The 23,824-nt window shown below is 44.6% G+C and carries 31 protein-coding genes; 3 read left to right on the forward strand and 28 right to left on the reverse strand.

Annotated features, from left to right (window positions below):
• Positions 1 to 3: 3 nt before the first annotated feature.
• Entirely contained in the window at positions 4 to 1,305 is a 1,302-nt protein-coding gene (locus ICE90_RS10200) for a TAXI family TRAP transporter solute-binding subunit (RefSeq protein ID WP_216192336.1), read from the reverse strand.
• A 114-nt stretch (positions 1,306 to 1,419) separates the two neighbouring features.
• Between ICE90_RS10200 and ICE90_RS10205 the strand changes: the two genes are divergently transcribed.
• Positions 1,420 to 2,181 (forward strand): SDR family oxidoreductase, encoded by a 762-nt coding sequence (locus ICE90_RS10205; protein WP_370623808.1) that lies wholly within the window; start codon positions 1,420 to 1,422, stop codon positions 2,179 to 2,181.
• A gap of 4 nt (positions 2,182 to 2,185) precedes the next feature.
• Here ICE90_RS10205 and ccmI read toward each other — a convergent pair whose 3' ends face one another.
• The 22 genes from ccmI to ICE90_RS10315 form a co-directional block, all read right to left on the reverse strand.
• Complete coding sequence (gene ccmI, locus ICE90_RS10210; RefSeq protein WP_216192337.1) at positions 2,186 to 3,376, reverse strand: c-type cytochrome biogenesis protein CcmI; 1,191 nt, start codon at positions 3,374 to 3,376, stop codon at positions 2,186 to 2,188.
• Between the two features lie 5 nt (positions 3,377 to 3,381).
• Complete coding sequence (locus ICE90_RS10215) at positions 3,382 to 3,852, reverse strand: cytochrome c-type biogenesis protein (RefSeq protein WP_216192338.1); 471 nt, start codon at positions 3,850 to 3,852, stop codon at positions 3,382 to 3,384.
• The gene (locus ICE90_RS10220) at positions 3,849 to 4,379 is read right to left on the reverse strand and encodes a DsbE family thiol:disulfide interchange protein (protein ID WP_216192339.1); all 531 of its coding nucleotides are present in this window, start codon (positions 4,377 to 4,379) and stop codon (positions 3,849 to 3,851) included. The genes ICE90_RS10215 and ICE90_RS10220 overlap by 4 nt, the downstream gene beginning before the upstream one ends.
• Positions 4,376 to 6,295, reverse strand: coding sequence for a heme lyase CcmF/NrfE family subunit (locus ICE90_RS10225; RefSeq protein WP_216192340.1), 1,920 nt, complete (start codon positions 6,293 to 6,295; stop codon positions 4,376 to 4,378). The genes ICE90_RS10220 and ICE90_RS10225 overlap by 4 nt, the downstream gene beginning before the upstream one ends.
• Positions 6,292 to 6,726: a cytochrome c maturation protein CcmE gene (gene ccmE / locus ICE90_RS10230; protein ID WP_215320677.1), complete on the reverse strand. Its 435-nt coding sequence runs from the start codon at positions 6,724 to 6,726 to the stop codon at positions 6,292 to 6,294. The genes ICE90_RS10225 and ccmE overlap by 4 nt, the downstream gene beginning before the upstream one ends.
• A complete protein-coding gene (gene ccmD, locus ICE90_RS10235) occupies positions 6,723 to 6,911 on the reverse strand; it encodes a heme exporter protein CcmD (RefSeq protein ID WP_215320680.1) in 189 nt (62 codons plus the stop codon). Before ccmD ends, ccmE begins: the two co-directional genes overlap by 4 nt.
• Positions 6,911 to 7,681, reverse strand: coding sequence for a heme ABC transporter permease CcmC (gene ccmC, locus ICE90_RS10240; protein ID WP_216154514.1), 771 nt, complete (start codon positions 7,679 to 7,681; stop codon positions 6,911 to 6,913). The genes ccmD and ccmC overlap by 1 nt, the downstream gene beginning before the upstream one ends.
• Positions 7,678 to 8,343 carry a heme exporter protein CcmB gene (gene ccmB / locus ICE90_RS10245; protein ID WP_215320684.1) on the reverse strand — a complete coding sequence of 222 codons (666 nt, stop codon included), beginning with the start codon at positions 8,341 to 8,343 and terminating at the stop codon, positions 7,678 to 7,680. Before ccmB ends, ccmC begins: the two co-directional genes overlap by 4 nt.
• Positions 8,340 to 8,987, reverse strand: coding sequence for a cytochrome c biogenesis heme-transporting ATPase CcmA (ccmA, locus tag ICE90_RS10250; RefSeq protein WP_251368456.1), 648 nt, complete (start codon positions 8,985 to 8,987; stop codon positions 8,340 to 8,342). Before ccmA ends, ccmB begins: the two co-directional genes overlap by 4 nt.
• Before the next feature lie 191 nt (positions 8,988 to 9,178).
• Positions 9,179 to 9,751 carry a YceI family protein gene (locus ICE90_RS10255; protein WP_216192347.1) on the reverse strand — a complete coding sequence of 191 codons (573 nt, stop codon included), beginning with the start codon at positions 9,749 to 9,751 and terminating at the stop codon, positions 9,179 to 9,181.
• 70 nt (positions 9,752 to 9,821) lie between these two features.
• Entirely contained in the window at positions 9,822 to 10,409 is a 588-nt protein-coding gene (locus ICE90_RS10260; RefSeq protein WP_216154512.1) for a YceI family protein, read from the reverse strand.
• Positions 10,399 to 10,947: a cytochrome b gene (locus ICE90_RS10265; protein WP_215320689.1), complete on the reverse strand. Its 549-nt coding sequence runs from the start codon at positions 10,945 to 10,947 to the stop codon at positions 10,399 to 10,401. The genes ICE90_RS10260 and ICE90_RS10265 overlap by 11 nt, the downstream gene beginning before the upstream one ends.
• Entirely contained in the window at positions 10,947 to 11,501 is a 555-nt protein-coding gene (locus ICE90_RS10270; RefSeq protein WP_216154510.1) for a flavodoxin family protein, read from the reverse strand. The genes ICE90_RS10265 and ICE90_RS10270 overlap by 1 nt, the downstream gene beginning before the upstream one ends.
• Before the next feature lie 28 nt (positions 11,502 to 11,529).
• Entirely contained in the window at positions 11,530 to 11,943 is a 414-nt protein-coding gene (locus ICE90_RS10275) for a MarR family winged helix-turn-helix transcriptional regulator (RefSeq protein ID WP_215320693.1), read from the reverse strand.
• A 118-nt stretch (positions 11,944 to 12,061) separates the two neighbouring features.
• Positions 12,062 to 12,916, reverse strand: a complete 855-nt coding sequence (locus tag ICE90_RS10280) for a metal-dependent hydrolase (RefSeq protein WP_216192348.1) — start codon at positions 12,914 to 12,916, stop codon at positions 12,062 to 12,064.
• Between the two features lie 91 nt (positions 12,917 to 13,007).
• A complete protein-coding gene (locus ICE90_RS10285) occupies positions 13,008 to 13,418 on the reverse strand; it encodes a carboxypeptidase-like regulatory domain-containing protein (protein WP_216192349.1) in 411 nt (136 codons plus the stop codon).
• A 77-nt stretch (positions 13,419 to 13,495) separates the two neighbouring features.
• Positions 13,496 to 14,476, reverse strand: a complete 981-nt coding sequence (locus ICE90_RS10290; RefSeq protein ID WP_216192356.1) for a zinc-binding dehydrogenase — start codon at positions 14,474 to 14,476, stop codon at positions 13,496 to 13,498.
• Between the two features lie 34 nt (positions 14,477 to 14,510).
• Positions 14,511 to 14,954, reverse strand: a complete 444-nt coding sequence (locus tag ICE90_RS10295; RefSeq protein WP_215320700.1) for a DUF2452 domain-containing protein — start codon at positions 14,952 to 14,954, stop codon at positions 14,511 to 14,513.
• A gap of 39 nt (positions 14,955 to 14,993) precedes the next feature.
• Positions 14,994 to 15,527 carry a superoxide dismutase family protein gene (locus tag ICE90_RS10300; protein WP_255533357.1) on the reverse strand — a complete coding sequence of 178 codons (534 nt, stop codon included), beginning with the start codon at positions 15,525 to 15,527 and terminating at the stop codon, positions 14,994 to 14,996.
• A gap of 70 nt (positions 15,528 to 15,597) precedes the next feature.
• Entirely contained in the window at positions 15,598 to 16,146 is a 549-nt protein-coding gene (locus ICE90_RS10305) for a DUF3833 domain-containing protein (protein ID WP_215320702.1), read from the reverse strand.
• Between the two features lie 3 nt (positions 16,147 to 16,149).
• A complete protein-coding gene (locus tag ICE90_RS10310) occupies positions 16,150 to 16,698 on the reverse strand; it encodes a chalcone isomerase family protein (protein WP_216154506.1) in 549 nt (182 codons plus the stop codon).
• Positions 16,695 to 17,105 (reverse strand): thiol-disulfide oxidoreductase DCC family protein, encoded by a 411-nt coding sequence (locus tag ICE90_RS10315; protein WP_216192359.1) that lies wholly within the window; start codon positions 17,103 to 17,105, stop codon positions 16,695 to 16,697. The genes ICE90_RS10310 and ICE90_RS10315 overlap by 4 nt, the downstream gene beginning before the upstream one ends.
• A gap of 61 nt (positions 17,106 to 17,166) precedes the next feature.
• Between ICE90_RS10315 and ICE90_RS10320 the strand changes: the two genes are divergently transcribed.
• Positions 17,167 to 17,541, forward strand: coding sequence for a DUF2237 family protein (locus ICE90_RS10320; RefSeq protein WP_215322345.1), 375 nt, complete (start codon positions 17,167 to 17,169; stop codon positions 17,539 to 17,541).
• Between the two features lie 4 nt (positions 17,542 to 17,545).
• The gene (locus ICE90_RS10325; protein ID WP_216192361.1) at positions 17,546 to 18,445 is read left to right on the forward strand and encodes a histone deacetylase; all 900 of its coding nucleotides are present in this window, start codon (positions 17,546 to 17,548) and stop codon (positions 18,443 to 18,445) included.
• A 4-nt stretch (positions 18,446 to 18,449) separates the two neighbouring features.
• Here the strand turns inward: ICE90_RS10325 and ICE90_RS10330 are convergent, their stop codons facing one another.
• The 5 genes from ICE90_RS10330 to ICE90_RS10350 form a co-directional block, all read right to left on the reverse strand.
• The gene (locus tag ICE90_RS10330) at positions 18,450 to 19,001 is read right to left on the reverse strand and encodes a phasin family protein (protein WP_216863873.1); all 552 of its coding nucleotides are present in this window, start codon (positions 18,999 to 19,001) and stop codon (positions 18,450 to 18,452) included.
• 162 nt (positions 19,002 to 19,163) lie between these two features.
• Positions 19,164 to 19,814, reverse strand: coding sequence for a hypothetical protein (locus ICE90_RS10335; RefSeq protein WP_215320711.1), 651 nt, complete (start codon positions 19,812 to 19,814; stop codon positions 19,164 to 19,166).
• A gap of 47 nt (positions 19,815 to 19,861) precedes the next feature.
• Positions 19,862 to 21,655: an amidohydrolase gene (locus ICE90_RS10340; protein ID WP_216192363.1), complete on the reverse strand. Its 1,794-nt coding sequence runs from the start codon at positions 21,653 to 21,655 to the stop codon at positions 19,862 to 19,864.
• Between the two features lie 128 nt (positions 21,656 to 21,783).
• Positions 21,784 to 22,893 (reverse strand): linear amide C-N hydrolase, encoded by a 1,110-nt coding sequence (locus ICE90_RS10345; protein ID WP_216192365.1) that lies wholly within the window; start codon positions 22,891 to 22,893, stop codon positions 21,784 to 21,786.
• A 43-nt stretch (positions 22,894 to 22,936) separates the two neighbouring features.
• A complete protein-coding gene (locus tag ICE90_RS10350; RefSeq protein ID WP_072584059.1) occupies positions 22,937 to 23,818 on the reverse strand; it encodes a hypothetical protein in 882 nt (293 codons plus the stop codon).
• Between the last annotated feature and the right edge of the window lie 6 nt (positions 23,819 to 23,824).

The following is a 23,824-nucleotide window of genomic DNA, read 5'->3' on the forward strand; positions in this document are numbered from 1 at the left end:
AAGTTAGCTCACCAAACTCAAACGGTGACGCACTTCACCCACATGTCCTTTGAGGTCATATAACTCTTTCGCATCCAACATGGATACCTTGATATTTCCAACGCGCCTCTCGATATCTTCAAGGTCCTTAAAGTTCTTTTCTTTTAACGCTGGATTTTGGGCATTCTTCTCAATCACCTTGAGCTCTTCATATACCTGCGCCAACTTCAATCGCAATAAGAAATTTTTGGTAGTGGGGATATAGGTAAACAATGGAATCAAAATGACTAGCAATGGAATAACAATTTTGACAAAACGTCCTGCCCATACCGCAGTCCAAAACGGCAAGTGACGATGTAAGAATGAAGGGCCATCCTTTAGATAAATCTCCGCATCCGCATGCAATGGGAAATCCAATCCAGCGCCAGAGGGAAACTCGCCTACCTTTTGCAATCGAGAATAGGACTTCAAAATATCGTAAGAAGCACTCAGTAAGAGTGAGACCATAGCTGGACTTACATTGTCATGGGCTACCAAGGTGGCAGTAGCGGCCATCACCTGAATGTCTTGACGAGGTTGATCATGCTCAATACTCAATAAACCTCTGGGTACGGTGACCTTGGATAAATAGCTAAGATTTCTGGTGTATGCATCTGCCTGGTCAAAATCCATCAAGCGAATGCCAGGGATAGCGTAAAACTTTTTCAGGATGGGCGCCTCTGCAGCTGCCACAATAAATACTGCATCTAATTCGCCATTATTTAACTTAACGATTGCTTCATCAGGGTTTAATTTCTGCGCGCCAATTTCTTTATCTGTAATGCCGCTAGTCTGCAACAAATTCTGAGTGAGTGCTAAAGTGCCACTCCCATCATTACCAATAGAGACGCGCTTACCTTTTAGCTGACTTAAAATCTTGAGTTGGCCGCCATCATTTTTAAATGCGCCCTCACGATACCAAACCCAAATTGGCTCGTAAAACATTCCGGCTATCGAAACCAAATTTGGATATTCGGCAACATTAGCAACACCACCCTGCACCATTGCAAAATCAACCCCAGAATTAGGGTCATTCAAAAGAGCTAAGTTATCTAAAGTTCCGCCCGTGGATCGCACATTTAGATCAACACCCTCTTTGGCTATTTCTGTCTTAAGGCGTTCGCCAAAATGGTAATACAGGCCAGTAGGAAAACCTGTAGCCATCTCGATTGACTTTGGTGGTGGCGGGACTAAAACCCACAATACGCCAAAAAGGATGGTTAACAGGACAAAAAAGGCTGCTGTTAGGGCCAAGGGGTTATAAATTTGTCTTTTGATGAAATTCATGGAAATCTCTTTGTTTTTTGCATTATGCCCCGAGCAAAGCAATAGGCAAAGGTTTCAAATCAAGCCTAATAAATCACGATAAGATGATACTTTTAAGCAGCCCCAAAGAACATGATGAATTCAGCAAAAACCAAGGTAGCCCTAGTCACCGGTGCAGGAACTGGTATTGGGCGGGCGGCTGCCAAAGCCCTCCTCAAGGGAGGCTATCAAGTGGTCCTTACTGGACGCAATCTAGATAAATTAGAAAAGGCTATTACTGATATTGGTGGTAATCAAAGTAACTGTATAGCGGTTGCTTGCGATGTCGGCAAACCCGATGAAGTCAAAAAGCTATTTACAGCACTTAGCAATAAATTTGGTCGCATTGATGTGCTCTTCAATAACGCTGGTATGGGAGCCCCTGCAATACCAATGGAGGACCTGAGTTATGAGCAATGGATGAATGTAGTGAATGCCAACCTCTGTGGTGCGTTCTTGTGTTCACAGGAAGCGATTCGTATGATGAAAGCGCAATCTCCACAAGGTGGCAGAATTATTAATAACGGTTCGATCTCTGCACATGCACCTCGTCCAATGTCAGCACCCTACACGGCAACTAAACATGCCATCAGCGGCTTAACCAAAACTATTGCATTAGATGGACGCCCTTTTAATATCGCATGCGGTCAAATCGATATCGGCAATGCCGCCACAGAAATGACTGAGCGTATGGCTGCTGGAATCATGCAGGCAGATCAATCCATTAAGGTAGAGCCACGTATGGATGTTAATCATGTTGGCGAGGCAGTGCTGCACATGGCTCAACTGCCACTAGAAAGTAATATTCTATCGATGACGATTATGGCAACCAATATGCCATTTGTGGGTAGAGGCTAAAACGTTACTGGCGAACTTGGTCGACTAGTAGGCGAACATTAGTTGTGCCGACTTTAATTGTCTGCACTGAAGAAATTAAATCCCCCACTTCCGGTTTTGCCATCCCAGTCTTAGAAATGCGCACCTCGACACTCACCTCAGATAATTGAGAGAGAGGCGCACTGGGATTCATGGCTAATGAATCATTCAATATAAAGCTCATTGGGAAGTCAGTTACAGGCACCTTCAAGACAGCAACAGGCATGCGCTCACCAGGTTTACGTGCAATTACCATCACAATGTCGCCAGGGTTAATCTTAGATTTCAGGTCAGCAGATAATTCAATCTTGCCGCTAATGCCTTTTCCGGTTGGAGCAACCGGCACTGAAGCAGTCAGACCACCTTTAGAGCGCGCCTCAGCAATCGATCCTTGAATAGCACGCGCCTCATCCGTATTGGGCGGAAGTTGTTGCGCAAGCTTCTCCCAGGACTGCAACGCTGCCTTGTAATTTTTAGCGTTATAAGATGCGGTTCCAGAAAGCCAAAGTGCCATCATGTTATTGGGGTCCAGCTTTAAGGCTTGATTAATCAACTGCGAAGGCTTCCCAACAAAACTCCCATTTGCATTGCTTGCCAATACATCTGCATAGTCGGCTAACAATTGCGGATCAGAATCAATAAAGCTACCAGCACGTGCGTATGCCTTGGCAGCATCCTCATCACGGCCCAAGATTCGATAGGAGCGAGCTAACATCGCCCAGCCTTTTAAGTTGCCAGGATCTTTTTCCATTTTGATGGCAAATTCAGCCACCATTTTTTCGATACCTTCCTGGGTGACTGGTTTTTCAGAATTGTTATGGGCTACTCGAACAACATCCCCCAAGGAGAAATACAGCGCCGAGGAGAGCAAAACAATAAAGATACACAGCCCAATTGCAGTCTTCTTTGAAGAGCCCGCAACCTCTCGGTCGTCTTCTTCAATGGTGTCTTGAAAAAGTCTCTGACGCATTTCTGCATGCGCAATTTCATAATCAGTAGAAGTAATTACGCCAGCTGTATGTTCGGCCTCTAATTTATCCAACTCTTCTCGGTATATGGTGGCATTCATCTGACGACGCGATGTCGCAGAGCTCTTTGCGGGGAAGATGAAGGGGCGCAGCAATAGCACTAACACCAGAACCAGGAGTAAAAAAGCGGGGATCAAAAAGCTAGTCACTTATTTCATCCCTCTTTCTTATCGCTTGCATTTAAAAGTGCATCAATTTTTTGATTGTCAGTATCAGTCAGCGTGATATCAGGCAGACTACTATTTCTACGTCTTAAATAGATTAATAAACCAGCAATACCCAGACCCAAAATAACAAATGGGCCAATCCATAGCAACCAGGTCACTGGCTTCACTGGCGGGCGATACAGTACAAAATCGCCATAGCGCTCAACCATAAACGAGCGGATTTGATCATCGCTCTTACCTTCTTTGATCAATATCCGAATTTCACGACGCAAATCATTTGCTAAATCAGAACGTGAGCCAGCCAAAGACTCGTTCTGGCAAACTAGGCAGCGCATTTCTTCTGAAATACTAATGAGGCGCTGCTCTGTTACAGGATCATCCGCGAGTGGTGCAGCATCTTTAGCAAACGCGTTGCCTAAACTAAATACGCAAACGGCGATTAATAAAATTCGCCTCATGATTTCTTTAACTCACTCAACATAGGATAAATTTTTTGATTCAATAAATCCACTGTTAATGGGCCAATGTGTTTAAAGCGAATCACTCCTGCCTTATCGATGATGTAAGTCTCAGGCACCCCATAGACACCATAATCAATACCAACACGTCCATTGCCATCAAAGGCGGAGAGTGCGTAAGGGTTACCTTGTTTTGCCAGCATCGCTACAGCATCTTCACGATTATCTTTGTAGTCCAAACCAATCACTGGCGCTATTTGGGACTTGGAAAGCTCAACCAACACCGGATGTTCTTCACGACAAGCTACACACCAGGATGCCCAAACATTCAGAATCCATACCTGACCCTTCATACTTGCCGGTGAAAATGTTTTATTAGCATCGGCTAATTGAGGCACTTCAAACGCAGGAGCGGCCTTATTAATTAAAGGCGATGGGACCTCATGTGGATCACGATTTAAGCCAATAGCCAAAAAGACTACCAAGCCTACAAACAAGATCAGGGGGATTAAAAATTTTGCTTTCATGCGAACTTGCTCTTTAACTTCAGTCGATAGCGCTTATCCGACATAGCCAACACGCCACCTAATGCCATCAACAGGCAACCACCCCAAATCCAATCCACAAAAGGCTTATAGTAAACACGTACTGCCCAGGATTGGTCATTCAGCTCCTCGCCTAGCGATACATAGATATCGCGGGTGAGCCCAGCATCAATCGCTGCCTCAGTCATCGGCATCGTCGATGAAAAGTAGCTTCTCTTTTCTGGATAAAGACTGATCTGTTCGCTGCCATTTTTAGATAGCAGGAATGTGCCACGTATTGCCTGGTAATTCGGACCGCGAGCAGCGCTAACGCCCTGAAGCTGGATTTGATACCCGCCAACTCTTACTGTATCGCCAGCGGACATGCGCACATCTTTTTCTTCCTGATAAGCGCCGACCATTGTGACGCCAATAACAAAAACGGCAATACCTAGATGCGCTACTTGCATGCCAATAAAGGAACGGGTTGGTTTTCCTGCTTTAGCTTGGCGAGCGATTTGCATGCAGCCCGAAGCCATGACCCAAAAAGCTAACATGAAGCCCATGCCTGCAAGCCAAGTAAATTGCCCCATGATTAAGGGAATTCCAACGCCTGCAATCAGAGCAACTGCGCCTGCAATCCATAAACGCTTAATGATGCCAATTAAATTACTCTGCTTCCAGCTTGCCCATGGGCCGATACCCATCAATACCAGCAATGGCACCATGATGGGAACGAATACGCTATTGAAATAAGGAGGACCTACAGAAATCTTACCTAGATGCAAAGCATCAATCAGCAATGGATATAGGGTGCCTAGCAAAACAGATCCGGCAGAAACCACTAAAAAGACATTACCAAGCAAAATCAATGTTTCTCTGGAGCTCAAACTAAATTTGCCGCCCATCGAACTCTTAGGCGCACGCCATGCGTACAGCATCAGGGACGAACCAACTACGAGTGATAAGAAGATCAGAATAAAGATGCCGCGCCTTGGATCGGTTGCAAATGCATGAACTGAGGTCAGAACGCCTGAACGTACCAAGAAGGTTCCTAGTAGCGATAAAGAGAAGGCGGTAATCGCCAAGAGCACAGTCCAACTCTTAAAGCCACCGCGCTTTTCAGTAACTGCTAAAGAATGTAATAAGGCAGTACCCACGAGCCAAGGAATAAACGAAGCATTCTCAACAGGGTCCCAAAACCACCACCCGCCCCAACCCAGTTCGTAATAAGCCCACCATGAACCCAAAGCAATACCGAGGGTCAGGAAAACCCAGGCAGCGGTTGTCCAAGGACGTGACCAACGAGCCCAAGCTGCATCCAATCTTCCGGACAATAAGGAGGCAATCGCAAATGCAAAAGCCACTGAAAAACCGACGTAACCCATGTACAACATTGGCGGATGAAATACTAAGCCCGGATCTTGCAAGAGTGGATTTAATGAGCGGCCATCTTGAGCGGCTGGCAATAAACGCTCAAACGGATTTGAGGTTGTTAAAACAAACAGGAGTAAGCCACTAGTGACCAGCCCCAAAACACCAATTACTCGCGCCACCATAAAGTCATCTAATGCTTTAGAAAGCTGAGCAACCAAAATGGTCCAGGTAGCCAGTAAGAAAATCCACAACAAGAGCGATCCTTCATGTCCACCCCATACTGCGCCTAATCGATAAATCACCGGTAGCTGTGAATTAGAGTGCTCAGCAACATAAAGCACAGAAAAATCATTGGCGTAAAAACTCCAAGCCAAGATTCCAAAAGCAATCGCCAATAATAAGAAGACCGTTTGCGCAGCAGGTCTTGCCAGCACCAACCAGTCGCGTCGGCCATAGTGCGCGCCCAGCAAGGGCAAAACCCCTTGAATGAGAGCAATGCAAAGCGCCAGAACTAGTGCGTAATGCCCAAACTCAGGAATCATTTATTCGTTCCGTTTTTTTGAGCTTGCTCTAAGGCATGCTTGGCTTCAGGAGGCATGTAGTTCTCATCATGTTTAGCCAGTACTTCGCTAGCAATAAATTCACCATTGGCATTCATGCGACCTTGGATCACGGCACCTTTACCTTCTTTAAACAAATCAGGAAGGATGCCTGTATATGCTACTGGAATATCTTTCACCAGATCAGTAATCACAAAGTGCACGGTTAGACCATCGCGCTTTAAAGAGCCGTCTTTCACCATGCCACCAATTCGAAAAGCCTGGCTTTGAGGCGCCTTGCCTGCTGACACTTCACTTGGAGTGACATATAAAGCAATATTGCTATTAAGTGCATTCAAAATTAAGAGTGCAGCTACACCAATTACGATCAGCGCTGCAATAATCATTAATGCACGTTTATATCTAGGCTTCACTTACTAATCTCTTTATCAAACTGCTTGGCTAATTGCTCTTGCTTCAACCGACGTACGATTGCTCTAAAGCGAGCACGCACCATGAGGGGCTCCAATATCAATATCAGCACACAAACACCAAAACTACTCCACACATACAGTGCGTAGCCGCCCATGGCAAAAAACTCAGAAGGGCTATTCCACATCAGATTTTCACCTCAATTGATTGTCTCACCCAATCAGCATGGGCTTCACGTTCCAAAATGATTGCCCTCACTCGCATTAAGGTGACTGCAACGGTGTACATCCAAAGACATAAAGCCATCAACAACATACCCCAGAGCATAGTTTGTGCCATCGCCGGGGCTTTTGTGAGTGAAACGGAGGCACCTTGATGCAAGGTATTCCACCATTTCACCGAGAAATAAATGATCGGCACGTTTACAACGCCTACCAAAGCCAAAATTGCGCTCGCCTTATCGGCACGGCGAGGGTCATCAATAGAAGCTCGCAATGCAATAAAGCCCAAATACAGAAAGAGAAGAATTAATTCTGAAGTAAGCCGAGCATCCCAAACCCACCAGGCACCCCACATGGGCTTACCCCAAAATGCCCCGGTCCACAAAGATAAAAATGCCATCCAAGCACCTATAGGGGCAAGAGCCTGCGCCATCATGGCAGACAAACGCGTATTAAAGACCAGTCCTAGTCCTGCCCATGTGGCCATGACTAAATAAATAAACATCGACATCCAGGATGCGGGTACATGAATAAAGATAATGCGATAGCCCTGCCCCTGCACAGCGTCCACCGGCGCAACAAAGAAACTAACCCACAAACCAGCGGCGCCAAATAAAAAAGCCAAGGCCCAGAAGAATGGGGTGAGCTTACCCGCCACCGGATAAAAAGTGCTGGGGCTAGATAACTTAAACCAGTTAACTAAGCGGTGATTAGAAAAAGTATTTATCGGATTCATTCAATTGCAATCTTTACAGCAGCACTACTTACCCAAGGAACAAATGCTAAAGCCAAAATCAATAACGCGCCCAGCAATGAAAAATGGCCTGAGGCATCCAAGCCCACACTATTGGCATATACGGCGCCAGCACCAAAAATAAGAACTGGGATATATAACGGCAGTATCAATAAACTTAATAACACGCTGCCACCTCTGACACCCAAGGTCAACGCTGCACCTATGGAGCCTAGTAAGGATAGCACTGGGGTACCTAATAATAGAGTTCCCATCAGTACATACAAAGAACTGGCATCCAGATCAAACTGAATGCCAATAATCGGGGCCAAGAGCACGAGTGGTAGTCCACTCACAATCCAATGGGCAATAATTTTTCCAGTTACTAACAAGACCATAGGCTGCGGCGACAAGGCAAGCTGCTCTAAAGCGCCGTCTTGGTAGTCTGCGGCAAACATGCGCTGCAACCCCAATAGTGTGGATAGCAGGGCTGCAACCCAAAGAACGCCTGGAGCAATCTTACGCAGCAAAGCAGAATCCGCACCAATACCCAATGGAAACAAACTAGTCACCACAACAAAAAAGAAGAGAGCCGTAAGTACCTCGCTTTTGCGGCGCATGACCAAGAGCAAATCACGGCGAATGATTGCGAGCAGAGCATTCATAGATCTAGCGCCCTCACACGCGGAAGATCCACCGCTTGATGGCTAGTCAGCACGACTAAACCACCTTGCTCCACATGCTCCGCTATTAATCCTTGTAAATCTTGTACGGCATGAATATCAAGCGCATTAAATGGCTCATCTAAGATCCACAACTTGGCTTGACGTGTCAACATGCGAGCCATTAAGACCCGACGCTTTTGTCCAGCAGATAAAAAACTGACCGGCAAGCTCTCACGCCCACGCAAATCAAAACGCCAGAGCGCTGCTAGGGCCTTATCGTGTGGCAATTGAATATCATCAAGCACTGCATACAACTGCAGATTTTCCAATGCAGTGAGATCTTCTTTAAGAGCATCACGATGCCCCAGGAATAAAAGTTCACGATGATATGTAGAGGGATCTTTGGCGATTGACTGATGATTCCAAAGAACTTCTCCCACATCTGGTTTAGAGAGTCCCGTCAGGAGTCTCAGTAGGCTGGTTTTCCCAACCCCGTTCTCGCCGCGCACATGCAGGCACTCTCCAGCCGTTACCATGAGATTCAGATTCTGAAATAATTGTCGCTCCCCACGAATACAAGTCAGCCTACGAGCTTCGAGCATCAAATGCGGTGTATTGGAGGAGGAATGAGTATCGACTGTCATGAGGGCTTGGGGCTTGAATCAACCACCCATGGCATTGTCCAAGAGCCCCTAAGAGCTGTCAAACCAGCAAAAGTGGAGTTAAAGGAATAATCCCATTTAATTCAATTACTTATGTAATTATAAGCCGAGTCAACCAAGAAAAAAACCACCCGTAGGTGGTTTTTCAGAGGACATCAGCCCAACAAAAGGAATTACTCCTTTTTAGAGCCCTCAATAGCAATCATGATGGTTACATCGTCACCTACGTTCGGCGCGTATTTACCCATATTGAATTCTGTGCGCTTAACTTTTGTTTCGGCATTGGCACCGCAATAATCAACGCCAGACATTGGATGTTTTTTGCACTCAAAATTAGTGATATTTAGAGTAACTGGCTTACTTACACCCCTCAATGTCAACACACCTTTTAAAGCCACGGGTTTGTCGCCCTTAAAAATCATATCGTTTGATTGAAAGCTAGCAGTAGGAAATTGAGTGGTAGATAAAAAGTCTTCGCTTTGAATATGGCTATTAAACAAAGTAGATCCTGTATCAACAGATTTCGTATCAATAGTGATATCTGCACTGCCTTTTTTCGCGGCTTGATCAATTGTTACAGTTCCAGCAACTGCATTAAAGCGGCTAGTCTGCTTAGAGAATCCTAAATGGTTATATTCAAACTGAGCAAAGGTATGGTTAGCATCAGTAGCATAAGTTACTGGCGCAGCAAAAGCAGAGCTAAGACCAATTGTTGCAAATAAAGCGATAAGTAATTTTGATTTCATGTAATTCTCCTGATTAAAAATTGAATAACTAAGTTAGTAAAAATGAGTTTAGATAAGTTAATTTGTAAAACTATTTTTGATTTAAGACTAAGTGAACATTGACTGGCACCTCATTGGCAACCGCGGAAGTATCTGCCCAATTTCCAGCACCTAAGCCAAAATCTAACCTCAGTACCTGAAAGCTGGCATCAAAGACCATCTGCTTGCCTTGCGGCTGATACTTGACAGAAATCAACAGTGGTATTGCTTTACCCTTAATGGTTAGGGTTCCATGGGCATCCAAACTATTAGGGCCTGTGGACTTAACAGAGTCAGTAACATAGCTTGCAGTTGGGAAGAGCTTTGTACTAAACCAGTCTTTTCCTTTTGCTTCTTCTTGTAACTCTTCTCCACCAGCGTTAAAGCTAGAGATCTCAATGATGAGATTGGCCTTCGCTTTTTCTGGCTCGTCCGGGTTAAATACAACCTTCCCTGAAAATTTTCCAAAACTTCCAGAGATCTTTGAGCCCATCAATTTACTTGTAAAAGTAATTTTGCTTTTCGCGGCATCAATAGATGAATACTCCACCGCATAAGCTGAGCTTGCAGCGCCAATAAATAGCATAGCTAATAAAGCTTGTGCCAATATCTCAAAACGTAATGAGAATTTACTTTTCATGGGTAGAGCCTCCAAAGGTCATGCGGCTTATTAAGCCATCTTTATCGATAAATTGATGCTTTAGTGCAGCCAAAATATGAAGCCCAACCAAAGCCATTAAGCCGTTAGCCAGAAACTCATGGATCTCTTTCAGCTGATGGCCAAGTGCCTTATCTTTATCTACCAAATCCGGCAATTCAAATAAGCCAAAGTAGTTGACGGTATAGCCCTTAGCGGAACTCATTAACCAGCCCACAATCGGAATCAGAAGCATTAGTAAGTACAGTGCAAGATGGGTTAGCTTCATTGCACGCTCTTGCCATGCTGGCATTGCGATGTTTAATGCAGGAGCAGGTTGAATTGCACGCCACAACAAACGTAGCACCACCAAAAAGAATATGGTGACACCAAGCCATTTGTGCCAGCTGATTCCTGTAATTCTGACTGGGCTTAATGGCATATCAGCCACAGCAATTGCAATTGACCATGTTGCAAATATCAAAAGCGCCATCACCCAATGTAAGATGATGGCAATTGAGGTGTATCTGACTTTATTCATTAGCCGCGCAACTGCTTGGTAATTTTTGCAATGCGCTCACCGTACAGCCTTGCAGTCTCTAAATCACCCGCATTCACTTCATCAGCACTTGCATCCGATGGTGTTTGCATCATTGCACCTGCAGATGAGCCTACGTAGTTAATGTCATCACGCTTAGCCGCTTTCGAATTCGAAGGCATCAATCCAGTACCAACCCAAAGGCCAGAATGCTGCATGGCCAAAGTAAAGAAGTAATGCAAGGTTGAATGCTTATCCCCATTCATCGTTGCTGAATTCGTAAAACCACCGAAGACTTTGTCTTTCCACTGCTGTGAAAACCATGGCTTAGAACTAGCATCAGCAAACTTCTTAAATTGCCAGCTAACCGAACCCATATAGGTTGGAGAGCCAAACACAATCGCGTCAGCATCATTAATTGTTTCCCATTGTTCATCAGTAATATTGCCCTCAGCGTCAATGGCAATCAATGTTCCATTAGCGCCTTTAGCAATAGCCTCAGCCTGCTTTACGGTGTGTCCATATCCACTATGAAATACGACAGCTACTTTAGTCATTACATTCTCCTTCAAATTTTCAACTTGATTAAAAGATGTCTTTCAACAACTTGAGTGATTCTTCGAGCTGCTTTAATTCATCTGACGATAATTTTTTAAATGCTTTACTTAGATACTCTAAATGCTCCGGAAATACTTTTTCAAATACAGACTGACCTTCTAGTGTTAATCCAATGAGTTGACTACGGGCATCTTCAGAATTTGTCTCTCGAAGAATAAGACCTTTGGCCCCCAATCGCTCTAAGACACCAGTTAGAGTGCCCTTAGTAACCAATGTTTTTTCTCCCAACTCTTTACAGGTCATTGGCAATTGATTTCCCAATGTGGCAATCACATCAAACTGGGTCATTGTTAAACCCATTGCCGCTATATGCGGAGCTGAATAACGCTCAAATGCTTGATATGAAGAAACGAGGTTTCTCAGGGCGGGTAAAAAGTTCATAAATCCTATTTAAAGTACTAGTTAGAACTAGTTTAGTACTAATACGAACTAAATACAAGTAAATCCAATAAAAAACCCCACAAATTCTGTGGGGTTTAGGCTCATTCTTCGATATTCCTCAGAATTGAACTGTTTCACCCTCAGTCATCGGAATAATTTTGATATTGCTACCCTTCATAGCCTCCTGAAACTCGGCTAACGTACCTTTAGTCATCGGGTTAGAGTTGTAGTGCATTGGGATCACCATCTTTGGCTTAATCCATGTGCGTAATGCAAAGGCAGCATCATCAGGAGCCATTGTGAAATTTCCTCCAATCGGAACCATCACTAGATCAGGCTTGTAGTGTTCACCAATAAATTTCATGTCACTAAACAAGCCGGTATCGCCCATGTGCCAAATCTTAAAACCGTTCTCAAGCTCAATAATAAAGCCCATAGGCTCGCCGGCGGGATGTGACTCCATTTTGTCTGTAGCCGGATTTTTCCAAACCAATAAAGAAGAATGCTCTGCTTGAACTGCGGTTACCTTGATTCCAGGCGCAGGCGTTACGCGACCCGTTTTATTAAAGCGATGACCCAAGTCTGCCGGCAGAATTCCCAAAGTAGTTAGTGGCGTCACCATATCAGCCGGACCATATAACTTGATGTTATTCATCTTAGCAATAGCTGGCGCATCACCAAGATGGTCAACGTGAGCATGCGTGACTAGCAATACGTCAATCGGACCAATTGCTGCCAAATCATTCTTATAGATCGGCGGCGTCTTGGGTCCGCCAGTAATCCAGGGATCAATCAGAATCATTTTTCCCTGAGGAGATTTAATCCGGAAACCTGCCTGTCCAAGCCATAGCGCCTCAGCCTTACCCTGAGCACCGACAGCTGGAGAATTCTGCGCATTACTGAGTGAGGCTGTTGAAACTAATATTGCTGAAAGTAATACACCCAAACCGCTTTTAGTTGAAAAGCATTTCATTCATTCATCTCCTGATGATTGTAGTAATCAAGAAACTATAGACCAAGTTGAATGTTTAGGCTTATGACGCAATGCGTCAATTTTCAAGGCATTATTTCCAGAAAAGGGAAACTTTTTGTGGTGAGTCGGATTTAATAGAAAGCACTCTCTTTTGAACCACCCCTTGATAACTTGCCTCGATCACATAGTCACCAGACTCAAGATTAATCAGCATATAAGGTCCATCTGCTTGGGCATCAAAAATGAACTTTTTTTGAGAACTCATGATTTTGATACTTGCTCCGAAGATCCAGACTCCTCTGCCATTTTCTATTTGAGACATTTCTAATAGCAATGGCCATTGCTTTGCATCAGCCAAAATCGCAACCATCTCACTCTCACCTACGCCACCAGTGATGTAAGAAATTCCCTGTGAATGCTGTGTCTCAGGAATTTGTGCGAAGGACAAAGAACTCAATAAAATTAGTTGAGTAGCGATCAGTATTTTTAAAAGTGATTTCATGCTTCTATCTTACGTCTGATTGATGCATAAAAAAAGCCCCGCATAAACGGGGCCTATGTACATAGGAACACTTAAGCTTATGGCATCATCACAATGGCGCCTGAAACTTTTCGTCCCTCAGCAGCACGGTGCGCGTCAGCGGCTTGCTCCAAAGAAAACTTAGCGCCGATTTGTACTTTGACATGCCCTTTGGCAATGGCATCAAATACTGCTTTAGCGTTTTCTTTTAACAAAGCTGCAGTAGCGTTGTGTGGAAATACAGAAGGTCTAGTTAAAAACAGACAGCCCTTCTTATTTAAGATCTCTGGCTGAATTTCTGGAGCTGGGCCTGAAGCAGCGCCAAACAAAGCGACTGTTCCAAAAGGAGCAGCACAATCTAAAGAGCCTAAGAAAGTAGTTTTAGCAACAGAGTCATAAACTACATTGGCTTTTTTTCCACCAGTGGCTTTAAGCACTTCTTCAACCCAATTTGCTTGAGAGTAATCAACAACAGCATCACAACCCGCTTCCTTAGCAGCAGAAAACTTTGCTGGCGAACCCACAGTGCCAACAACAAATGCACCCAATGCTTTTGCCCAACCAGCCAAAATTTGACCAACGCCGCCAGCAGCTGCATGCACCAGCACTACATCACCCGCTTTTACTTGATAGGTTTTCTGTACAAGATATTGCGCAGTCATTGCTTTAAAGAAAACGGCTGCGGCTACTTCATCAGAAATATTGCTGGGCAGAACAACCAATTTGTCGGCCGCTACATTACGTGCGCTTGCATAAGCGCCAATCCCGGCATTCATATAAACGACGCGATCACCCACTTTTAGATCAGTGACGCCTTCGCCCAAAGCCTCAACTACACCTGTAGCCTCATGCCCAAGGCCCGTAGGCATCTCTAATGGATAAATGCCTGAGCGCTGATATACGTCAATGAAATTAAATCCGATGGCAGTTTGACGGAGCTGCACTTCACCTTTTGCAGGTGGTGGCAATTCTTTATCAATCACTTTGATTACGTCTGCACTACCTAGTTCAGTAAGACTAACGACTCGAGCTTTTGTCACAGATTACCCAATTATTTTTATATAGAGAAAAACATCATACAGTAAGGGCGCCAACAGAATCCTCTTCAATTACCGCCCAAGTACTGTCACCCAACTTCTTTACTGCCATCGAATAAGTCCAACCGTCTGGAATTCCGCAACTCCATTCTTTTGGACCATTCTGAATCAATACATTAGTGTTATTTCTACCGTCAAAGTAGAGATGGTAAATTTTTCCGTGAATAGGATTAAAGCCAAATTTAGCGCTATGCACCATCTCCGTAGCGTCTAGTCTTGCTTGTAATGCTTTGGCCTGCTTCATCAAGACTTCAGCCTGCTCCATAATGCGATCGTACTCAAGCTTGGCATTTTGGCGAGCTACGTTAACAGCCTTATCTTTTTCCTCAGTAACTTTAATGGGCGCAAATACTGGAGCACCCACCTCCATTGGATATTCAATCCCTGCATGTCGCGCTGGATCGGTATCTTCGATTCTCATGAAATGCCCTGTATAAACTAATTTAATGAATAGATGCGATTACTTAATCAAGCCACACTCAATACGTGGGCCAGAATTTCCTGCAGGCTGAGATTTGTAATCATCCGGGTCTCTGTGCACAACCACAGAGCGACCAACAATTCCAGTTGGGCCTGTATTTACAGCAAATCCATGTAACTTAGCAGTGTAAGTTGCGTTGCCATTGGCATCGGACTTAATGTTGGGCAGATCTCCTGCATGATTCATGCCGCTATTTGGCATGCCATGAGATTTTGTTTCAGGATTGAAGTGACCACCTGCGCTGGTTGCATCCGGAGCAGAGCAATCGCCTTTTTCATGAACATGAAAGCCTTGCTCTGAGTTTGGCTTTAATCCAGAAAACTTACCATTGATGAGAACATCATCTCCTTGCCAAATGAATACCGCTTCACCCTTGGCTTGTGAGCCTGACCTTGAATCAAGGCTAGCGCTGGCTTTTTGCCCGGCGCCTTGCTCCATCGATTGGCATGCCACTAATGACAACATTCCCACAGCGGATAAAGCAATTGAAATTTGCTTGATTTTATGATTCATCTGGATCTCCTTGGATGAGGCGCCCAAAGGCGACTTCCAAGAAAGTGTGACACAAATCCGGTGCTTTTGCTTAGCGCTTGTAGAAGCTCAAAGTCACCTCACCCAAATCAATCCCAAACTTACTCATCTTGGCCTTATTGAGCATTACCTTGGGGGTAATTAAGTACATCCAATCATTAAATTGCACGTTATATATAGCGCCATCCACCGGCAAAGCAAGGGTATAGGTCCAGTTAAGTGCATTTCCGGCAAGCTGACCTTGCGCATCACCCACCACATCATCAGCCCTACCAATGTAATTACCCGGAGATTGCTCAGTTAGCGTCCAGATGCGCGTTTGCTTTGTGCCATCAGAGTATTCAAAACGTTCGTCCAAAGTTCCGACTTTTTTACCTTCAACTATCGTCCAATTTGCTTTGATCAGCACAGTAAAGCGCTTTTTAACTTCGCCACTTCGATCAGTAAAGATGCCATAGGCATCAATCGCTCCAGAAAAGTATTCACTCAGGTCTAAAGCCGGTTTCTCAGCCGCATATTGAGAAACCTGAGGCGAAGAGCATGATACTAAAAGCGCTCCACAAAATATTATGAACATCAAGCGTGTAAAAAGGGATTTCATGACTTAACAAGCCTCATTAAAAAGTGGTGGCGGACAGGTCTGTCCTAATAGTTCTGTTCTAAGTTTAGGAGCGCTAGTTTTAGGATCTAACCAAATTCCAAAAAATGCTTTTGAAAACTCTGCCCCAGGTATTTGCGCAATTTGCTTATCGTCATGATAAAAAATGGTTCCTTGCCTAGGAGAATAGATAGCAGTCAAAGTTTGCCCTGACTCCACATTGGGTAAGAATGATGCTAACTCCTTACCCCAAAGGGCGGCTTGTTCATCAGGTACGCCAGTGCGCTTCATTTCCTCTGCGCTCCGATTGGCAATCGATTTACCGGAGAAGGATTTTTGATAGCGCATATCCAATGCAAACTCAGATGAGGATAGTGAGCCCACCCTATAAAAAGAAGCATCGTATATATGTAGGCCCCACCAAGTCAGTCGACCGCTTCCTTGTAGTTTTGCAGTGCTTAAATATGGTGGCACTTCCAATGGATCGCGAGCAAAGCTGAGCGATGCCAAGCAACTCAGTAGAGCAGCGATGAGAAGAGGATAGGCTTTCTTCATTTCTGTGACACCCTCGAACGAGTCTTCACTAAACGTAACGCTACTGGCCCAAAGAGATTAGATATCACATGCCGATTCTTAGCAAAAAAGAGATATGCCAATTTCAAGAATGGTTGAAGTGGCTTTCTTGAAAAGAGCCAGGTCATACGAGGTAAGTTTGCACGACGATAGGCCTCAGGAAAAACTGAGACGCCTTGGATCAATTTGCCGCTAGCAAACTGGCCATACATCGCTGCCAATGCAGCCTCACAGGATACCCCCACCTTTTGAGGTTCATACTGTTCTGAGTTAATGTCGACAAAGCCCAATAGATTGTGCTGATTGCGTCCCGATAAAAAGAGAATCTCCGCCTGGCACAACGGGCAAGCGCCATCGTAAAACAAGGTGAGCTTTTCTAATTGGGTCATTGTTCAGCAAGTTTACGGCTTATTCAATAAACTGGCTGACACGGATATTTTTAAGGTTGCTATGCAAAAAGAAGTTGCGCTGAATGTTTTCGGTGAACCCCTCATTCCTTGCTCTTTCGATCCCCTAACAGGGTTTTTTAGGGATGGATGCTGCAAAACTAATGAAGAGGATGTGGGTAGTCACTTAGTTTGTGCCATTGTGACAAATGAATTTTTACAATTTAGCCTGCAAAAAGGAAATGACCTCATCACCCCAAGACCAGAGTATCAATTTTCAGGGTTAGTGGCTGGTGACCAATGGTGCCTATGTATTAATCGCTGGGTAGAGGCATTCAATGCCCAATGCGCGCCATCCATCAAACTTGAAAGCACTCACATCAAAGCCCTAGAGACTGTACCCTTGAATATCCTGAAAGAATATTCAAGGGAAATGTAAAAGCGTGAAGGCATTTTATACCGACCATTTTGTATTGCCACTTCCAGAGGGGCATCGCTTTCCGATGGAAAAGTATTCTCGATTACGTGATTTGGTGAGTGGAGAAAAAAATATTGAGCTTGTAGAAGCACCGCCCGCAACAGATACCCAAATCCTATTCGCTCACGATCCAAGCTATCTCATTAAAGTCATTGAAGGAAGACTTTCTCCGCAAGAGCAAAGAGAGATTGGATTTCCATGGAGTGAGCAGATGGTGGAACGTTCACGTCGCTCAGCAGGCGCCACGGTTGCTGCAGCCAAAACTGCTTTACGAGAAGGTATTGCCGCCAATCTTGCGGGCGGCACCCATCATGCATATCGAGATTCTGGTAGTGGGTTTTGTGTTTTTAATGATTCCGCTATTGCAGCCCGCACTTTACAAAAAGAGATTAGCTCATCCCTGAAGATTGCAGTGATTGATTTAGATGTGCACCAAGGAAATGGCACTGCATCGATACTGCAAAATGATGATTCTATTTTCACCCTCTCTATTCATGGGGAAAATAACTTTCCTTTTAAAAAAGAAGAGAGCGATCTTGATTGGGGTCTGACCGATGGTTGTGATGATGCCGCCTACTTAGATGCTCTGGGCCAGTCCCTAGATCAAATGGATTCACGCTTCAAGCCAGACTGCCTCATTTTCTTAGCTGGTGCAGACCCCCATGAAAGTGATCGCCTAGGAAGGCTGAATGTCAGTACAGCAGGAATGCGCTTACGGGATGAGGCGGTATTTCAGTATGCCTTGGATAGACAACGACCCATCGCGTTTTCAATGGCGGGCGGCTACGGAAAGGAAATGACATCTACGGTGGATATTCACTTTCAGACCATTAAGACCGCCCTGCAATTTCAGAAGCAATATTAAATCTCTAGCCCTTCTTTTTTGAGGTGCTTTTTGGGCTGGCGAGATTGCCAACATTCTCGACGCTCTTCTCAAAATTTGTAAATGAGTCCGCCATTGCAGCGCGAATCAGTTCAAAATTTTGCAATGCGTTGTTAAATGAGGTTTTGAATACAGAGACATAAGCCTCGCTACCAAGCGGCGCATTATCCGTTGCATCATTTACAAAGTGAATTAAATCTGCCTTAGATTCTTGAATCATGGTTTCAGCAATATCAGCGAGCTCTTGATTACCGCTTTTAAGCACCTGAAGTAATTGGTTGTGATACTGAGAGATCTCTTTAGCAGCATCCTGCAGCACTTCGGCATGAACAAATTCAAATGCAGAGCGAGGGTTCTGAGTTTTCATTAGCTCAGCTACCCTCTTCTGAATCATGCCGGCTAATTCCTGTGTCGCCTGCTGATTAATCTGTGCGATTGCCTGAGCACTTTCAATCGCCACGCGCCCAGCTGCCTTGGTCGCATCAATAGCTCTTTGTTGTCCTGGCATTGCATTCATATCAAGTGATTTCTTGCTCATATCAACCTTTCAGATGGGTAATCCCAGATACCAATCTACTCTGGTTCAGGCGGGTTTCTATAGAGAAAAACCAGTAGATCTACCAGATACAGGCAAAAGAAAAGCCCCGGCTATTACTAGCTGGGGCTCCATCAGCATTTAGAGATCAATACACTCTATTTCTTACTTTGAGTCGGGCTTCTTCTTTGGAAGACTGTCTAGAGTAGCCGCACTATTAATCTGTTGATCTACTAAATAGAGCGTGCCGCCATAGTTAGCTTGTAAATCGTATCCTGAGAGTCCCACTGTATAGAAGGTAATTTCGGGATTAAAGGAGCGAATCGTACCACCAGAACCAGCAGAAAAATTTGCATCTACATCGATGCCACCACGACGACCATCAATCGAAGTCAACAAAAACTGATCGATAGCACCCGGGGTCTTAAAGATCGCCACTTGGTACTGATCTTGATAGCCAGCCCCCAAACCTTCACCTGTTTTGAGCGCTTGCATAAAAATAGGTTCTTTGCGACGCTTATCAAACAGGACACCCTCGCCACGGGCTACAACCAGCAAGACAATATTGACATTGGTAGTCGTAAAGACTGCATATCCAGCCGCCTGATCAATTTCTTTTTGAACATCCGGTTTTTGCTTGATCAATGCATCAAGACCCGTCTTTGACATCTTTAATGTAGCGTCACGCTTTTGGATAATCTCTGCAGTAGTGAGTGGCTTGCCATTTTGACCGGTCGATTGGCAGCCAGCTAGAAAGCATGCCGCTAGCAAAGTTAAGGCAAAGCATTTCAAAAAAGAATGATGTGTATTGGTCATATTTAGGTGATTGATAAGGTTTAAATAGTCAGTCTCAATTGAGGGTATTAATCTAAGGGTCTGGGCTTCTTGGTTTCTGATACGGGGATGACTTTACCGCCTAAGACTGTCGCATACACTCCAACATCCTTAATTTTAATTGCGGGAATAGCTTGCGGATCGGCATCCAAAATTGCAAAGTCCGCGAACTTACCGGCCTCAATACTTCCGACCTTATCTTCTACACCCAATGTGTAAGCAGCATTAATGGTAATCATCTTCATCGCATCAGAGACGGTTACCGCCTCCGCTGGAGCCCACACCTTGCCATCGCTATACACATCCTTACGAGTTACTGCAGTCCATGCCTCTTTTAATGGCACAGGGGCAGATACAGGCGCGTCCGAATGAATGGAAGTAACAATACCATTACGAACTAAGGTACCTAGTCGAGTCGCATAAGACACACGATCCATACCTAAGGCTGGATACTCCAATTTAGCGCGCTCGGAAATATAAGAAATATTGGCACTGACTACTGCGCCAAGAGCCTTAATCTTCATTACCATTGCAGTCGATGGAATGCCAAAGTGGTTAATTGTGTAACGATGATCAAATCTCGGCTTGGCATCGATCATTAACTGCAAAGCATTAATCGAATTTTGATTACCAATATCGCCATTACTGTGAATGTGAATGTGATAGCCAGCATCCCACCAAGGCCTCATTGCAGCAGCAAAGTCTTGAGCTGACTTGTAGTTTGATGATCCTAGGCTGCCATCGGTATAACCTGGATGTTGCATGCGCATGGTCTCTGGCAAATAACCGCCATCACTATAAAACTTCACGCCTTGGAATATCAAACGGTCGTTATCTTGCTGTTGTAGGGCCTGTGCTTCTGCAATCGCCTTATCACCATACTTCTGAATAAAAGGCTCCGCGTAAACGACCGGAACAATTCGTAAAGCACCTGCCGAGGATTGACTAAAAGCCTTAGCAATCTTGAGCTCCATATCAATATTCAATGTTCCAAAAGCTAAGTCGCCAGAAGTGGTGATTCCGCCTTGCTGCATGAGATCGCTCATATACAAATAGTCAGTCGGAATCTCACTCGGATTGAGAATATCTTTTCCAGCAATACCCAAAATATAAGTTACTGCAGGAATTTCCAAAAACTGACCGTTCAATTGACCATCTTTATCAATACCTATGCCTTTCACATTCTTGACTTTGTCAGGTGTGATGCCATAGAACTTGATGAAAGCGCTATTGACGTACATATCGTGACCAGAAGCGTCCCAAACAACAATTGGCCTGGTACTAGAAGCCTGATCTAAAAGTTGGCGGTCAGGCATCTTTCCCATAGCAACCACATCAAAGCCCCATGCCAACAGAGTCTTGTTCGGATCCTTGATGTCATCAGAGTATTTTTTGAGCTGTGTCATTGCTGACTGTAAATTAGCAACCCCAGGAAATGCTGCCCCCCATGGATTTGGCATTGGCGATGGTGTCAGCAATGGTTTGTTGAACAAAATACCGCCCAACAAAGGATGTGCATGTGGCTCAATGAATCCCGGGTACATCACTTTATTAGCAAAATCCCGATTAATTTGCGAAGGGTACTTGCTTGTCCAAGGCTTCATATCTTCCAAAGAGCCTACGGACAAAATACGCCCATCCGCAACAGCAACAGCGGTTGCATTCGGAATCGCCGGATCCATCGTGACAATTTTTTTAGCCACAAACACAGTGATATTAGTGACCTTAGGTGTTGATGGCGGATCAAGCAACTGAACCGCTGAAGCTAGGCTTGAGAAAAGACCTAATACACCGGCATAAATAATTTTAGACTTTAGGTTCACTGGGGGCCTCTATCAAACCTTCATTTATAGAATACTAACCATACTTCAATTGCAATCATCAATCTAATTAAAAAAGAAGCTCGACAAGCGAGCCTCTTATTAATATCAGATAGCCGAATTTAAATCCATTAATTAACCGGGACTACAATTTTTGGCTGAGCTAATTTAACGTACTTCATTTCCTTAGCATTCACATCCATTTTTTTCAAATCAAATGCATACGTATTATTGTTTTCAAACATCTTGACGTTGTAAACCATGGTTTTATTGTTGGCCACAATGCTCCATTCAGTTACCTCATAACCGCCAGTGCCGCCACCATAAGGATTACTAGCTGGCAAGGTCACTGATCCAGGAGGAATATCAAAGCTTCCTAGAATGTGCCAAGCAGCACCGTCCATTTGGGCGTTGGTAAAGTTTGTTGGCACTGAGTTTGATAAAAATAGTGCGCGAATAAAACGGCTTGGACTCAAGAAATCTCCAGGAAGGCCATGCAATCCATTACCAGAACTCGGTGCTGCGTAAGTGGCTCCATTAATGACTAGTGGTGGCTTCTCTACTTTAGAGAGATTGGCATAGTTTCCAATGCTATTGAGGTGATCTTGAAACGGAGGGTCATTTGTCAATACAGTCGTTGGGTTGTCAATGATAGATAGTCCATTTTTGGAGTACTCAACTACGATACTTTTACCATTGGCATCGTGCAATGTATAGTGCACTGGTGGTGTCTGATTCCCATAAACAGCCAACTTCGCGCCATTGACTTTAATCTTTGGTAGACCAGCTTTCACCTCATCAACAGTAGCAAAATTTGTCAGCACGTAAGTGAGCACCTGAACTGAATTGATGCTTGTTGCTGAGTCAGCTTGGGTAACTGCCTGGTAAGCAGCACTATTTGGGTAGTTAAGTACGCCTCCGATGAGACCCTTTTCATTCATGCCATCTACCAACTCAGGCAAGCCAAGTGCATTCATGCCGGCTACTGCATATTTAGAATTCCAATTCAAGCCTGAGCCGTACTTACCATCAACACCAATTCCTTGATGGGCATAAGCTCTTGGAATGGTAGTTAACTGAGAATTCAAAGGCAAACCGAATTCCATTGTGCGGCCATAAACATAGCCACCATCACTACCTTTGAGCAAGAAGCTAGTACAGGCTTCACTCACCAATGGAGCAAATGCCAAGGTAACTGAAACCGAAGTGGCTAGTAATTTATTAAACATCCGTTTTTTCATGATTAACTTCCTATCTTTTATAAGTGGGAAACTCTGCAGCAAATTACTTAAGAACAACTAGTGTGGCCGTAGCACGCGCACCCCAACCAGATGGCCCACCGGGTGTATTGCTGACGTAATACATAGGACCAGCACCAAAGGAGAAAGGCACGCCATCAATCACCACCAATTTGGAAACGCCTACATATAGAGGGTTTGATGTGCGATGCGTATCGTAGTTATATTGCGCTTCCATATTGGCTGTATATGTCCAAGCCTGTTTATCGGTGTAAGCAACAAAAGGCTGCCCATACAAATTATTTTGTGTGCCAAAAGTTGGATTGCCGCCTACGTTCCAGGATTGGTAACCAAGCAAGCCATAAGTCCATGGACCTTCGCGATTCAGGACAACAGCAGTCACGCCGGCACCAGTTTGTTGTGAGCCAAACTTACCGCTATTACCGGATGGTGATTGCGCATACGGGCCAATACCCCAAATCCAAGAGGAGTTGGTATTGGGTGCATAAAAAGACTCAAGAGTTACGCTAGCAATACCGTATCCAGAAAATGATTGGCCAGGCGCAGTTTGCACACTAGTTTCTCTAACACCCGCAACAATAGGGCGAACGATGAATGTGTCACCGCCGCCTAAATTGAATGGCATGACTGGCTGAAATAATAAAGTTTGCTCGGAGCCGCCCTGATTTAGGCCTACACCGCGGCTAAATTGGTATTGCAGCGGCACTGAAATCATATTGGCGATTGGATTTGCTAATTTCTTAGCAATGTCAACGCTGTCCACGGCCGGCTTGGCAGAAACAGTTACAGCACCTGATTTCTCAGCAGCAACCATACCCGCACGGGCAGGAATTTCTTGGGCAAAAGTTGGGGATGCAAAAACACCTACTGCCGCTAAGGTAGCTGTTATTTTTAGAGTGAGGTTCATGTTTTA

It is taken from the genome of Polynucleobacter sp. AP-RePozz3-80-G7, from assembly GCF_018882145.1.
Classification (GTDB): Bacteria; Pseudomonadota; Gammaproteobacteria; order Burkholderiales; family Burkholderiaceae; genus Polynucleobacter.